At 70.5% G+C, this 13,368-nt stretch carries 11 protein-coding genes; 6 read left to right on the top strand and 5 right to left on the bottom strand.

Going from position 1 to position 13,368, the window contains the following annotated elements; translation table 11 throughout:
* Together purN and ACE3O1_RS05580 are read right to left on the bottom strand one after the other, a co-directional pair.
* On the bottom strand, positions 1-509 hold a 509-nt coding region (gene purN, locus ACE3O1_RS05585), incomplete at its 3' end, for a phosphoribosylglycinamide formyltransferase (protein ID WP_374313284.1).
* 4 nt (positions 510-513) lie between these two features.
* Positions 514-2,082, bottom strand: a complete 1,569-nt coding sequence (locus ACE3O1_RS05580; RefSeq protein ID WP_374313282.1) for a DUF6350 family protein — start codon at positions 2,080-2,082, stop codon at positions 514-516.
* A gap of 121 nt (positions 2,083-2,203) precedes the next feature.
* On the opposite strand from ACE3O1_RS05580, the gene ACE3O1_RS05575 reads away from it, so the two are divergent.
* Entirely contained in the window at positions 2,204-3,676 is a 1,473-nt protein-coding gene (locus ACE3O1_RS05575) for an NCS2 family permease (protein ID WP_374313280.1), read from the top strand.
* Between the two features lie 12 nt (positions 3,677-3,688).
* Here ACE3O1_RS05575 and ACE3O1_RS05570 read toward each other — a convergent pair whose 3' ends face one another.
* The 3 genes from ACE3O1_RS05570 to sucC all read right to left on the bottom strand — a co-directional run bounded on the left by ACE3O1_RS05570 (position 3,689) and on the right by sucC (position 6,424).
* Positions 3,689-4,129 (bottom strand): nitroreductase family deazaflavin-dependent oxidoreductase, encoded by a 441-nt coding sequence (locus ACE3O1_RS05570; protein ID WP_374313278.1) that lies wholly within the window; start codon positions 4,127-4,129, stop codon positions 3,689-3,691.
* Between the two features lie 194 nt (positions 4,130-4,323).
* The gene (gene sucD / locus ACE3O1_RS05565; protein ID WP_374313276.1) at positions 4,324-5,226 is read right to left on the bottom strand and encodes a succinate--CoA ligase subunit alpha; all 903 of its coding nucleotides are present in this window, start codon (positions 5,224-5,226) and stop codon (positions 4,324-4,326) included.
* A gap of 34 nt (positions 5,227-5,260) precedes the next feature.
* Positions 5,261-6,424, bottom strand: coding sequence for an ADP-forming succinate--CoA ligase subunit beta (gene sucC, locus ACE3O1_RS05560; protein ID WP_374313274.1), 1,164 nt, complete (start codon positions 6,422-6,424; stop codon positions 5,261-5,263).
* 187 nt (positions 6,425-6,611) lie between these two features.
* On the opposite strand from sucC, the gene ACE3O1_RS05555 reads away from it, so the two are divergent.
* From ACE3O1_RS05555 to ACE3O1_RS05535, 5 genes are all read left to right on the top strand, one after another.
* Positions 6,612-7,298, top strand: a complete 687-nt coding sequence (locus ACE3O1_RS05555) for a TetR family transcriptional regulator (protein ID WP_374313272.1) — start codon at positions 6,612-6,614, stop codon at positions 7,296-7,298.
* A gap of 59 nt (positions 7,299-7,357) precedes the next feature.
* Positions 7,358-10,087, top strand: a complete 2,730-nt coding sequence (locus ACE3O1_RS05550) for a cation-translocating P-type ATPase (RefSeq protein WP_374313270.1) — start codon at positions 7,358-7,360, stop codon at positions 10,085-10,087.
* 17 nt (positions 10,088-10,104) lie between these two features.
* Positions 10,105-10,644: a hypothetical protein gene (locus tag ACE3O1_RS05545; RefSeq protein WP_374313268.1), complete on the top strand. Its 540-nt coding sequence runs from the start codon at positions 10,105-10,107 to the stop codon at positions 10,642-10,644.
* A 188-nt stretch (positions 10,645-10,832) separates the two neighbouring features.
* Positions 10,833-12,065: an acyl-CoA dehydrogenase family protein gene (locus ACE3O1_RS05540; RefSeq protein WP_374313265.1), complete on the top strand. Its 1,233-nt coding sequence runs from the start codon at positions 10,833-10,835 to the stop codon at positions 12,063-12,065.
* Positions 12,066-12,127: 62 nt separating this feature from the next.
* Positions 12,128-13,282, top strand: coding sequence for an AI-2E family transporter (locus ACE3O1_RS05535; protein WP_374313263.1), 1,155 nt, complete (start codon positions 12,128-12,130; stop codon positions 13,280-13,282).
* The last annotated feature ends 86 nt before the right edge of the window (positions 13,283-13,368 follow it).

The following is a 13,368-nucleotide window of genomic DNA, read 5'->3' as shown; positions in this document are numbered from 1 at the left end:
TTGATGCGGTCGTGGAGGCTGTGCTCGTCGTCGCCGGGGAGCACGGGCACGCGCTCCTGAGCGAGGATCGGCCCCGAGTCGACCCCGTTGTCGACGATGATGACGCTGGCCCCGGTCTGCGCGACGCCGGCGGCGAGCGCGTCGCGCACACCGTGCGCGCCCGGGAACTCCGGGAGGTAGGCGGGGTGGGTGTTGATGATGCGCGGCGACCACTCGTCCACGAGCGGCGCCGGGAGCAGGCGCATGAGGCCGCTCAGGACGACGAGGTCGGGCTGCCACACGGCCAGCTGCGCCGCGAGCTCCTCGCCCCACGCCTCTCGCGAGTCGAACTGCGCGAAGGGGACCATGAAGGTCGGGATGCGGTACTCCTCCGCGTGCGCGAACCCGTCCGCTTCGCGATCGGCGCCGACGACGACGATGTCGGCGGGGTAGGCGGGGTCGGCGGCCGCGTCGAGCAGAGCGCGCAGATTGGACCCCGTGCCCGAGATGAGGACGGCGACCGTGAGCACCCGGCTAGTCTACCGGCGCTCCCGGACCGGATTTCCGCGGCCCGAGGTCGAGCGTCTCGGTGTGATCGGGCGCGAGCGGGTCCGCTGACGGCGGCTCTGGCTCGTCCGGGCGGGGTTCGTCCGGGCCTGGCTCGTCCGGCCCGGGCCAGTCCGTCCGGGGCTCGTCGGGACGGGGCCACTCCGGGCGCGGTTCTTCCGGGCGCGGTTCGGCGACCGGCGAGGATTCCGGCACACGGCGTTCGGCGGCGGCCGCAGCATCCTCTTCCGATGCGCTTGCCCCTCGCGGTGCGAGCAGCAGGATCGCCGCACCGACCAGCACCTCGAGCCCGACCGCGAGCGCGACGGGGCCGGCCTCCGGTCCGAGGAATGCGAGCCGGCCGGGTCCGAGCGAGCCGGAGGCGACCGCCGAAAGCAGCGCGGCGGCGGCGCCGGAGAGCACGGCGATGCCCGCGACGGCCACGAGCCGCGGGGCGAACGGGTCGGCGTGCGGGCGAACGACCGGGGCGGGCGAGGCCGCGGCGAGGAGGCCGCTCAGCGCGGCGGTGCGCTCGTCGTCGACGACGACGCCGGCGGTGGACCGGTCGGGCGCGCCTGGGGCGACCAGCCGGGAGCGGGCGATCCACCCCGCGAACGCCCCGAGCCCGACGGGGACCAGCGCGAGCAGGAGCAGCCACGCCGAGGTCGACTCGGGCACGGCACCGAGGATCGGGATGCCGGGAACAACGCCGATCTGCGTCCCCGACGGGGACACCACGCCGCCGTCGCCCACGACGAACCCGGGGCCGGCGCCGAAGGCCATGCCCCACACCACCAGCGTCGGGAGGTAGGCGAGCTGGGCGAGCGTCAGCACGGTGGCCCCGAGTGCATCGACGTTGCCGGCCTGGAAGAGGGCGACGATCTCGCCGCCGCGCAGCAGGATCGCCACCGCGGCGATGGCGGCTCCGAATCCGACCAGGCCGACGACGACGACGGCGGTTCCGGTGCCGACGAGCCCGGGCACCGGCCCCCACGCGGGCGATGCCTCGACCCGGTCGCGCAGGCGGGCGATGGGGCCGGACCCCGCCTCGCGCCATTCGGTCACCACCGCCCCGGACAGGCACGGCAGCGCGTAGACGAGCGTCGGCACGAGGATCGCCTGCCACAGCGGGGCACCGGCGACGGAGTTCTGCGCGGTGAAGCCGGCGAGGGCGGTGAGCCCCCCGAAGACGATCGCGCCCGCGATGACGCCCGTCGCCCAGGCATCCGCCTGCGAAGCGCGGACGCCCGACCGCACGGCGAAGATCGCGGTGAACGAGGCGAACGGGAGCGGAGCGAGGGAGAGGGTGAAGGATGCCGCATCCGGGTCGATGCCCGTCGCGGCGAGGTAGTCGCCCGGGAGCGTCACGAGCATCGGCACGAGATTGCCGAACTGCCAGATGGTGACCGACGACGGCCACAGCGCCGTCCAGTCGGCTGACCCGCCGAGCCCGAACACCCACAGGAGGGTCAGCGGCGCCAGGGTCGCCGCGATGCCGACGGCCACCGCGATGGCGGCGTCGACGGCGGCGAGGAAGAAGACGGTGAGGCGATGCATCCGCCATCGACACTACCCAGGCGCGAGCAACGCTCCCGGCCGCGACCCGGCCGGTCGCGGCATCCGGATCGATGTCCTGGCGCGAGCCGTGCGAGCGCTAACCTCGACGCGGAGGTCCTTCATGAGCACAGCCCCATCCCCCACCGTCGACACCGGCGACCAGCAGCAGCCGAAGAACGGGTTCGACCGGTTCTTCGAGATCACCCGGCGCCGGTCGAGCGTCGGGGCGGAGGTGCGCGGCGGTGTCGTGACCTTCGTGACGATGGCCTACATCGTCATCCTCAACCCGATCATCCTGTCCAGCGGGGTCGACGTCGACGGCAACAGCCTCGGCTTCACGCAGGTCGCCGCCGTCACCGCGCTGACCGCCGGTGTGATGACGGTGCTGTTCGGCCTCGTGACCCGGCTGCCGTTCGCGTTCGCGGCGGGTCTCGGCATCAACTCGTTCCTCGCCGTGTCGGTGGTCGGGCAGGTCACGTGGCCCGAGGCGATGGGACTCGTGGTCATCAACGGCCTCATCATCGTGCTGCTGGCCGCCACCGGTCTGCGCCGCATGATCTTCGATGCCGTGCCGATCCAGCTGAAGCTCGCGATCACGGTCGGCATCGGCCTGTTCATCGCGTTCATCGGCTTCGTCGACGCCAGCTTCGTCACCGCGACGGGCGCCTCGTCGCCGCCCGTCGGCCTCGGCGTGAACGGATCGGTCGCGACGGTTCCGACCCTCATCTTCGTGTTCACGCTGCTGCTCACCGGCATCCTCGTCGCCCGCAAGGTCAAGGGCGGCATCCTCATCGGACTCGTGTCCGGCACGATCGTGGCGGTCGTCGTCGAGGCGATCTGGGACATCGGCCCGAAGTTCGCCGGCGACGAGGTCAACCCCGGCGGCTGGGGCCTGTCGGTGCCCGAGCTGCCGGCGTCGCTCGTGAGCATCCCCGACCTCTCCCTCATCGGCGACGTCGACCTCGTCGGCTCGTTCCAGCGGATCGGCGTGCTCGCGGCCCTCATGCTCGTCTTCACGCTGGTGTTCACGAACTTCTTCGACGCGATGGGCACCATGACGGGCCTGTCGAAGGAAGCCGGCCTCGCCGACGCGAAGGGCGACTTCCCGCGCATCAAGTCCGCGCTGATCGTCGAGGGCGTCGGCGCCGTCGCGGGCGGCTACGCATCCGCGTCGTCCAACACCGTGTTCATCGAGTCGGGGGCCGGAATCGGCGAGGGCGCGCGGACGGGCTTCGCCAACGTCGTGACCGGCGCGCTGTTCCTCGTCGCGATGTTCTTCACGCCGCTCGTGTCGATCGTGCCCAGCGAGGTGGCGGCATCCGCTCTGGTGATCGTCGGCGCGCTCATGATGGCGCAGATCCGGTTCATCGACTTCACCGACTTCTCGGTGCTCCTGCCGGTGTTCCTCGCGATCACGGTGATGCCCCTCACCTACTCGATCGCGAACGGCATCGGCGCGGGCTTCATCGCCTGGGTCGTCGTGCGCTCGCTCTCGGGCAAGGCGAAGGAGATCGGCCCCCTGCTGTGGATCGTCGCCGCCGGCTTCGTCCTGTACTTCGCCCGTGGACCGCTCGAGGCGCTCCTCGCCGGCTGACGGGACCGGGCGTCAGCCCTCGACGGGCTCGAGGAGGAAGATCGCGATCTCGCGGTCGGTCTTGGCCTGGTAGTTGTCGTAGTCCGGCCAGACCTCGGTCGCCCGCGCCCACCATTCGGCACGCTCGTCGCCCGAGAGCTGGCGCGCGAGGTAGTCGCGCTTGACCGCGCCGTCCTGCAGCTCGACGTGCGGGTTCGCGACGATGTTCCAGTACCAGTTCGGCGGGGAAGGATGCCCGCCCTTCGACGCGACCGCGAGATAGCGGCCGTCGTGCTCGACCCGCATGAGGGCGGTCTTGCGGAGGCCTCCGCTCTTCGCCCCGATCGAGGTCACGACGATGATCGGCACCCCGCGCAGGGTGTTGGCCCTCGTGCCGTCCGAGGCCTCGTACGCTTCGGCCTGCTTGCGGGCCCAGTCGGACGTGGACGGCTTGTACTCTCCGGTCAGCGGCATTCCCTCACCCTAACCCGGGCTCTCCGGTGCTCGGGCGCCGCCGGGCCTCCGCCATAACTCCTCAGAATCGCGCGCTCGAGGCTCCGGATCCGTCGGAACCGGGCCGGAATGACCCGATCCTGAGGAGTTGTGGCGCCGCAATCCGCAGGACGCAGGAAGGCCCCGCCGAAGCGAGGCCTTCCAGAGGGTGCGGATCAGAGACCGGCGATGATGCCGCGCATGAGCTCGGCGGTCTCGCTCGGGGTCTTGCCGACCTTGACGCCGGCGGCCTCGAGGGCCTCCTTCTTCGCCTGGGCGGTGCCGGCCGAGCCGGACACGATCGCCCCGGCGTGGCCCATGGTCTTGCCCTCGGGCGCGGTGAAGCCGGCGACGTAGCCGACGACCGGCTTGGTGACGTTGGCCTTGATGAAGTCGGCCGCGCGCTCCTCGGCGTCGCCGCCGATCTCGCCGATCATGACGATCGCCTTGGTCTCGGGGTCGGCCTCGAAGGCGGCGAGCGCGTCGATGTGCGTCGTGCCGATCACGGGGTCGCCGCCGATGCCGATGGCCGTCGAGAAGCCGATCTCGCGCAGCTCGTACATCATCTGGTAGGTCAGGGTGCCCGACTTCGACACGAGGCCGATCGGCCCCTTGCCGGTGATGTTGGCGGGCGTGATGCCGACGAGCGACTCGCCGGGCGTGATGATGCCGGGGCAGTTCGGCCCGATGATGCGGGTCGTGTTGCCCTTCTGCTGGGCGTAGGCCCACGCCTCGGCGGTGTCGCCGACGGGCACGCCCTCGGTGATCACGACGAGCAGCGGGATCTCGGCGTCGATGGCCTCGACCATCGCGCTCTTCGTGAACGCCGGCGGGACGAAGGCGATCGAGACGTCGGCGCCGGTCGCGGCGATGGCCTCTTCGACCGTGCCGAAGACGGGGAGCTCGACGGGGTTGCCGTCCTTGTCGCTGTGCAGCACCGTCGTGCCGGCCTTGCGGGCGTTCACGCCGCCCACGACCTGGGTGCCGGCCTTCAGCATGAGGGCGGTGTGCTTGGTGCCCTCGCCGCCGGTGATGCCCTGGACGATGACCTTGGAGTCCTTGTTGAGGAAGATCGACATGTCTGTTCTTTTCCTAGTTCCGGATGTCTGGGGCTCAGGCGTTCGCGAGCGCGGCGGCCTTGTCGGCGCCCTCGTCCATGGTCTCGGCGAGCGTCACCAGGGGGTGGTTGGCGTCGCGGAGGATCGCGCGGCCCTCCTCGACCTTGTTGCCGTCGAGGCGCACCACGAGCGGCTTGGACGCGCTCGAGCCGAGCTCGGCGAGCGCGCCGACGATGCCCTTGGCCACGGCGTCGCACGCGGTGATGCCGCCGAACACGTTGACGAACACCGACTTCACCTGCGGGTCGCCGAGGATGACGTCCAGGCCGGCGGCCATCACCTCGGCCGAGGCGCCGCCGCCGATGTCGAGGAAGTTCGCCGGCTTCACGCCGCCGTGGTTCTCGCCGGCATAGGCGACGACGTCGAGCGTCGACATGACCAGGCCTGCACCGTTGCCGATGACTCCGACCTCGCCGTCGAGCTTGACGTAGTTGAGGTCGTTCTCCTTGGCCTTGGCCTCGAGCGGGTCTGCGGCGGCCTTGTCCTCGAGCAGCGCGTGCCCGGGGTGGCGGAAGTCGGCGTTCTCGTCGAGCGAGACCTTGCCGTCGAGGGCGATGACCTCGCCCTCCTCGGTGAGCACGAGGGGGTTCACCTCGACGAGCGTGGCGTCCTCGCCCTTGTAGACGCTGTAGAGCTTGACGAACACGTCGCTGACCTTGTCGACGAGCTCGGGGGCGAAGCCGGCAGCCTCGGCGATCTCGACGGCCTTCTGCTTGTCGATGCCCGCGAGCGGGTCGACGGCGATGCGGGCGAGGGCCTCGGGGCGCTCGACGGCGAGCTCCTCGATCTCCATGCCGCCCTCGACGCTGCACAGCGACAGGTAGGAGCGGTTCGCGCGGTCCAGCAGCACCGAGAAGTAGTACTCCTTGTCGATGCGGGCGCCCTGGGCGACCATGACGCGCTTGACGACGTGGCCCTTGATGTCGAGGCCGAGGATGGCCTGGGCCGCCTCGTACGCCTCGTCGGGGGTCTTGGCGACCTTCACGCCGCCGGCCTTGCCGCGGCCGCCGGTCTTGACCTGCGCCTTGACGACGACGACTCCGCCGATCTTCTCGGCCGCGGCCCGCACCTCCTCCGGCGTGTCCGCGACGATGCCGGCGAGAACCGGCACCTCGTACTTCTCGAAAAGGTCTCGTGCCTGGTACTCGTACAGATCCACAGTGCATTCCTTCGCAGGGGCGAATGGGGGTGGGATGACGCGAAAAGCGTCTCGACGTCGAGATATCGACCAGTCCCCCAGCCTACTACCGCTTGCTGAGCGCTTCGGACCGCAGCGACGCGCCCCGGGACGCCGCGTGACGCGTCGCTCCCTCCGGCGGGCGGTCCCGCACTAGGCTCTCCCCGAGATGTCCGAGACCGCCGCCGCTCCCACGCCCGCACCGCAGGCCGCCGTGGTCGCCGCCGCTCTCGAGCTCTTCGACCGGCAGGGCTTCGACCAGACGTCGGTCGAGCAGATCGCGCAGGCGGCCGGGGTCTCCCGGTCCACGTTCTTCCGGCAGTTCGGCGGCAAGGACGATGTCGTCTTCGCCGACCACGAGCTGCTGCTGGACCGCATCCGCGACTTCCTGGCGGGCGACCACGAGGACCCGTGGCGGGCCGTGTGCGAGGCATCCGTCCTCGTCTACTCCCACTTCGCCGCCGATCCGGAGCTCGCGCGCCGGCGCTACGCCGTCGTTCGTCAGGTGCCTGCGCTGCGCGAGCGGGAGATCGTGACGGTGTTCCGCTACGAGCGGCTCTTCGACGAGTACCTGCGCGCGTCGCTGCCGGGGCTCGACCCGATCGACGCGGTGGGCTTCTCGGCGCTCGTCACGGCGATCCACAACCACGTCCTGCGCCAGCTGCTGCGCGGTCCTAAGCGCGTGCCCGTCTCGGTTCTGCGGCGTGCCCTCGACGACGCGCTGCGGCGGTTCGGCGTACAGCCCTCCGATGAGGCGCGCGAGGCCGCCGCCGACGATGTCGTCGTGGCGGTGTTCCCGCGCTCGATGCCGACCGCCGAGGTCGCCCGGCGCCTGCGCGCGCGCCTCGACGAATAGCCTGCGGCCACGCCGAAATCACCCGGCCCGGTGCCGCCGGCCAGAGTAGTGTCTGGCCCATGACCACTGTGGACACCCCGCACAGCGCGCCCTCGAAGGACCCTCTCTGGTACACGCAGGACGCGGACGACGTCGTCGCCGCCCTCGGCACCGAGCGCGCGCGGGGGCTCCCGCAGGCCGCGGCGGCGAAGCGACTCGCCGAGCACGGTCCGAATGCGATCGCCGCAGAGAAGCCGCCGTCGGTCTGGCAGGTCTCGCTCAGCCAGCTCGCCGACCCGATGAACGTCATGCTCGTCATCGTCGCGATCATCAGCCTGCTCATCGGCCAGGTCAGCGTCGGCATCGTCGTGGGCGCACTCGTCATCCTCAACGTGTTCCTCGGGGCGAGCCAGGAGCTGAAGGCCAAGGCGTCGGTCGACGCGCTGTCGAAGATGCAGATCCCGCAGGCTCGGGTCTTCCGAGACGGAAGCCTCGTGCAGATCGCCTCCACCGACGTCGTCCCCGGGGACATCGTCGCCCTCGAGGCGGGCGACATCGTGCCCGCGGACGGACGGATCCTGCGCTCTGCGACGCTCGAGACCCAGGAAGCCGCGCTCACCGGGGAGAGCGCGCCGATCGCCAAAGACCCGGCGACCATCGCCGACCCCGACACCACACTCGGCGACCGGGCGAACATGGCCTTCCAGAACACGCAGGTCACGCGGGGCACCGCGACCGTCGTGATCACCGACACCGGCATGACCACCCAGATGGGTCAGATCGCCTCGATGCTCTCGTCGGTCAAGCAGGCGAAGTCGCCGCTCCAGAAGGAGCTCGACGCCCTCACCGGCGTGCTCGGCTGGATCGCCTGGGGCGCCGTCGCCGTCATCGTGATCTTCGGCCTGGTGCGCGAGCAGCCGATCGCCTCCGTCATCCTGCTCGGCATCTCGATGGCCATCTCCGCCATCCCGACCGGCATGCCGTCGTTCGTACAGGCGATGCTGTCGTACGGCTCCCGTCAGCTCGCCGAGCACAAAGCGGTCGTGAAGAACCTCACCGACGTCGAGACGCTGGGCGCCACGAGCGCCATCAACTCCGACAAGACCGGCACGCTCACGATGAACGAGATGACCGTCGAGTCGCTCTACTTCGGCGGCGAGTGGTTCACGGTCGGCGGCAGCGGCTACGAGAAGACCGGCGACATCCGCCAGGTCGCAGGGTTCGCCGCTCCCGACTTCACCCAGCTCGCGCTCGGCCTCACCCTCTGCAGCGACGCCACGGTGTCCGACGACGGCGACGTGATCGGCGACCCGACCGAAGCGGCGCTCGTCGTGCTCGCCGCGAAGATGGGCGCCGATTCCGAGCTCACGCGCGCCAAGTACCCCCGAGCGGCGGAGGTGCCGTTCGACTCGGCCTACAAGTTCATGGCGACCTTCCACGAGGTGCCGGATGCCGGGTCGTCCCGCCTCGTCGCGCTCGTCAAGGGCGGGCCGGATGTCGTGCTCGACCGATGCTCGACGGTGCTGACCGCCGACGGCCCGGCGCCGATCGCCGAGCAGCTGCAGACCGTGCTCGATGCGAACCGCACGCTCTCCGAGCAGGGACTTCGCGTGCTGGCCTTCGCCGTCCGCCGCTTCGATCCGGGCACGCCCGTCCCCGCGGACCCGATGGCCGAGGTGAAGGACCTCACGTTCGTCGGGCTCGTCGGCATCATCGACCCGCTCCGCCCCTCCTCCAAGGAAGCCGTGCGCATCGCGCACGAGGCCGGGATCGAGGTGCGCATGATCACGGGAGATCACGCGATCACCGCCGCCGCGATCGGCGCCAAGCTGGGGCTCGGCCCGGGTGCCGCCAGCGGCGCCGAGATCCAGGCGATGAGCGACGACGAACTCAAGGCGGCGCTGCCGAACCTCCATGTGTTCGGTCGCGTGACGCCGGAGGACAAGCTCCGCCTCGCTCGCCTCATGCAGGAGTCCGGCGACGTCGTGGCGATGACCGGTGACGCCGTCAACGACGCCGCCGCGCTCAAGCAGGCCGACATCGGCGTCGCCATGGGATCGGGGAGCGAGGTGACGAAGCAGGCCGGGAAGATGATCCTGGTCGACGACAACTTCGGGACGCTCGTCACCGCCGTCCGGCTCGGCCGCGGCATCTACGAGAAGATCGTCAGCTACGTCCGGTATCAGATGTCGCAGCTGTTCTCGCTGGTGCTGCTGTTCCTGGTGGCGAGCATCTTCGACATCAACAGCGGCGTGCCGCTCACGCCGATCATGATCCTGTTCCTCAACTTCTTCATCTCGGTGTTCCCGGTGATCGTGATCCTCCTCGATCCGGTGCCCGACGGCATCATGCTCAAGCCGCCGCGCGACCCGAAGAAGACGATCGCCAACGGCGGGGCGATCACGCTGTGGTTCGTCTACGGCGGCGTGCTGTTCCTCATGACGCTGCTGCCGCTGCTGATGTTCCCCGAACTGGCGAGCCCGTCAGAGCCCAACGTGCCGGTCACGATGACCTTCGTGGTCGCCGCATTCGGCGCCGTCCTCGGTGGCCTCGCGATGCGCCGCGACCCCGAGTCGGGCCTGACGGCCCCGATCCTCACCGCCGTCAAGTGGCTGGCGATCCCGCTCGCGATCACCGTCGCTGCGGTGGAGATCGGCTTCCTCCAGCGCCTCGTCGGCACGGTGTCGCTGAGCGGCAGCGAATGGCTGATCTGCATCGGACTCGCCCTCCTCGTGCCGCTGTTCGTCGAGGTCGAGAAGTGGATCCGCCGGCGTCGCCTCGCGCGTCGCGCGGCGAGCGTGAAGGCCTGACGGTGAGGCGGGGACGGATGCGCGGCGCGACCGCGGCGACGGTCGTGCTCGCGGCGCTGCTTCTGAGCGGCTGCGACGGGTCGGTCACGCTGCCGACCGCGCTCCCGACGCCGACCGTCGAGCTGCCCACCGCGCTGCCGACGCCGACGGTCGAACTGCCGACGCCCACGCCGACGCTCACCCCCACGCCCCGTCCCACGCGCACCCCCCGCCCGACCGCGCAGCCCACGCCGCGGCCGACCCCGACGGCCGAGCCGACCGCCGAGCCCACCGCGGAGCCGACGCCCGAGCCCACCCTCGAGCCGACGGCGACGCCGGAGCCCACGGCGACGCCGACGCCCACGCCGACCGCGACACCGACCCCCTCACCCACGCCGACCGCCACCGAGAGCCCGTCGCCGACTCCGACCGAGACGCCTGCTGCGGCTCCCGATCAGGAGACGATGGCCTCCGCGATGGTCTGGCTCATCCCGCTCGCCCTCCTCGCGGTCGGCATCGGGATCGGCGTGTACTTCCTCGTGCGCCGGCGCCGAGCATCCACCCCGCCCGCGTCCTGACCCCGCCCGCGTCCTGACCCCGCCCGCGTCACGCGTCGCCCAGGTCAGGCGATTCGACCGGATCAGGCTGATCCCGCGGCATCCAGCGTGATCTCGTCGAATCGCCTGTTCTCGTCGAGTCAAGGACGCTGCCAAGGGTGAGACTGAGTCCTGCAGACAGCGGGATTGAGTTCCATTAGACTCGCCGCATGAGCGACTTCGCCCCGCGCCCCGGTCACACCTTCGAGGGCTACGACGTCACTGCGCGGCTCGGCACCGACTACTACCAGGTGTTCGCCGAAATCCCCGACGACGACCGTGCTGTCTGGGAGCGCGCGCAGGCGTACGTCGACGAGGTCGGCACGCGCATGCAGGAAGCGTGGGATGCCGGCACCTACCCGCTCGACATCGCCATGCGCCTGGGCGAGCTCGACCTCTTCAACGACGGCATCGTGCATCCCGACCTCACGCGCTTCTCGCCCCTCGCGGCCGGGCTGGTCAACATGGAGGTCTCGCGCGGCGACGGCTCGCTCGGCACCGTCATCGCGGTGCAGGGCGGCCTCGCGCTGCGCACGCTCGCCCTGTTCGGGAGCCCAGAGCAGCAGGCGCGCTGGCTCGAGCCGGTCGCACGCGGCCGGGTGCCGGCATCCTTCGCCCTCACCGAACCCGACCATGGGAGCGACTCGGTATCGCTCGAGACCGTCGCCCGCCGCGACGGCGAGGAGTGGGTGCTGGACGGTGCGAAGAAGTGGATCGGCAACGGCGCGTCCGGCGGCATCACGTTCGTGTGGGCGCGAGTGGACGCCCCGGGCGACGACACCCACGGCGCGGTCCGGTGCTTCCTGGTCGAGCAGGACACGCCGGGCTACACCGGCACCGTGATCTCCGGGAAGGCGTCGCTGCGCGGCATCCATCAGGCCCATGTCGTCCTCGACGGCGTGCGTGTGCCCGCCGACGCCGTGCTGCCGGGTGCGAAGAGCTTCAAGGATGCCTCGACCGTCCTGTACTCGACGCGGTCCGGGGTCGCGTGGTCGGCACTCGGGCACGCGACCGCCTGCTACGAGGCGGCCCTCTCCTACGCGCAGCAGCGCGTGCAGTTCGGCAAGCCGCTGGCGAAGTTCCAGATGGTGCAGGAGCGCCTCGCGCAGATGCTCGACGAGCTCACCGCGATGCAGCTGTACTGCCGGCATCTCGCCGACCTCGAGGCATCCGGCGGCCTGCGCCCGACGCAGGCGTCCCTCGCGAAGTACCACAACACCCGTGCCGCGCGCCGCGTCGCGGCGACCGCGCGCGACCTGCTGGGCGGCAACGGCATCCTGCTCGAGTACGGCGTCATGCAGCACATGGCCGACATCGAGGCGATCCACACCTACGAGGGCACGGAGAGCGTGCAGGCGCTGCTGATCGGACGGGACATCACCGGAGTGGGCGCGTTCGCCTAGCAGGCTCGCGATACACCGGCAAGGCGCCGCGGCGCTCGCACGGGCACGGTTAGCCTCGGGCCATGGGCCTGTTCCGCAGCACTCCCCCGCCGGTCGGCGCCGACCCCGCCGAGGTCGAACTCCGGGCGACGAGGCCGCCGTGGAGCCTGTGGGCGGACGGCTTCGGCATGCTCGCCATCCGCTCGCTGCAGATCATCGTCGTCGTGGCGGTCGCGGCAGGAATCATCTTCGCGATCCAGTCGCTCACCCTCGTGACGATCCCGCTCGTGATCGCGCTGATCCTCGCGTGCGCGTTCTTCCCCGTGATGCGCTGGATGCGGCGGCGCGGCGTTCCGTCGATCCTCGCGACCATCCTCACGCTCCTCACGATCGTCATCGTCCTCGGACTGCTCGGATGGCTCATCGTGTGGGCGGTCCGCGATCAGTGGGACGAGCTGGCGGCGCAGGCGCAGGACGGCTTCCAGCATTTCCTGGAGTGGCTCGAGACCCTGCCGTTCGAGTTCCTCTCTCCCTCGCAGATCGACGAGTGGGTGGCGGCGCTCACCGACTTCGTGACGAGCGCCCAGTTCGGTTCGGGCGCACTCGCGGGCGTGGGGGCCGTCGCGAACTTCGTCACCGGGCTCGTGCTCATGGTGACGATCCTGTTCTTCTTCCTCAACGACGGCCCGCAGATGTGGGAGTTCCTGCTGCGGCCGTTCCGCGGCGAGCACTACGTGCGGGCTCGCCGCATCGGCGACAAGACGGTCGGCGTGCTGGGGTCGTACGTGCGGGGAACCGCGACGGTCGCGCTCGTCGACGCGATCGGCATCCTCATCGGCCTGCTGATCCTTCAGGTGCCGCTCGCCCTGCCGTTGTCCGTGCTCGTGTTCCTGCTCGCTTTCATCCCCATCGTCGGTGCGACGATCGCCGGGATCCTGGCCGCCCTCGTCGCCCTCGTCGCGAACGGCTGGGTCAACGCCCTCTTCGTCGTCGGCGTCGTCGTGCTCGTGAACCAGCTCGAGGGCAACTTCCTCCAGCCCGTGCTGATGGGCCGTTCGATGAAGCTCCACGCCTTCGTGATCCTCATCGCCCTGACCGTCGGCACGGTGCTCGGCGGCATCGTCGGCGCCGTGCTGGCGGTGCCGATCGCGGCAGCCGCGTGGGGCGTCATTCAGGTCTGGGACGGGCCGGACCTCCCCGCTCGCTGGGCCCGTCCGAAGCATCCGATCGAGTCCTGACGCCTGAGACGTGCGCCGGGCAAGATAGGGCATCCGCCCGATGAGGCGAGTGCGCCTTAGAGAGCACAGTCGAACCTGTAGGAAGC

This window comes from Microbacterium sp., from assembly GCF_041909575.1.
Classification (GTDB): domain Bacteria; phylum Actinomycetota; class Actinomycetes; order Actinomycetales; family Microbacteriaceae; genus Microbacterium.
Note: the sequence above shows the minus strand (reverse complement) of the source record. Positions and strands in the feature narration are given on the sequence as shown.

Excerpts from the sequence above, each read along its gene's own strand:
- ACE3O1_RS05535 (WP_374313263.1), top strand. The coding sequence starts at position 12,128 with ATGGGCCTGTTCCGCAGCACTCCCCCGCCGGTCGGCGCCGACCCCGCC.
- ACE3O1_RS05550 (WP_374313270.1), top strand. The coding sequence starts at position 7,358 with ATGACCACTGTGGACACCCCGCACAGCGCGCCCTCGAAGGACCCTCTC.
- ACE3O1_RS05575 (WP_374313280.1), top strand. The coding sequence starts at position 2,204 with ATGAGCACAGCCCCATCCCCCACCGTCGACACCGGCGACCAGCAGCAG.
- sucD (WP_374313276.1), bottom strand. The coding sequence starts at position 5,226 with ATGTCGATCTTCCTCAACAAGGACTCCAAGGTCATCGTCCAGGGCATC.
- ACE3O1_RS05555 (WP_374313272.1), top strand. The coding sequence starts at position 6,612 with ATGTCCGAGACCGCCGCCGCTCCCACGCCCGCACCGCAGGCCGCCGTG.
- ACE3O1_RS05545 (WP_374313268.1), top strand. The coding sequence starts at position 10,105 with ATGCGCGGCGCGACCGCGGCGACGGTCGTGCTCGCGGCGCTGCTTCTG.
- ACE3O1_RS05540 (WP_374313265.1), top strand. The coding sequence starts at position 10,833 with ATGAGCGACTTCGCCCCGCGCCCCGGTCACACCTTCGAGGGCTACGAC.
- ACE3O1_RS05570 (WP_374313278.1), bottom strand. The coding sequence starts at position 4,129 with ATGCCGCTGACCGGAGAGTACAAGCCGTCCACGTCCGACTGGGCCCGC.
- ACE3O1_RS05580 (WP_374313282.1), bottom strand. The coding sequence starts at position 2,082 with ATGCATCGCCTCACCGTCTTCTTCCTCGCCGCCGTCGACGCCGCCATC.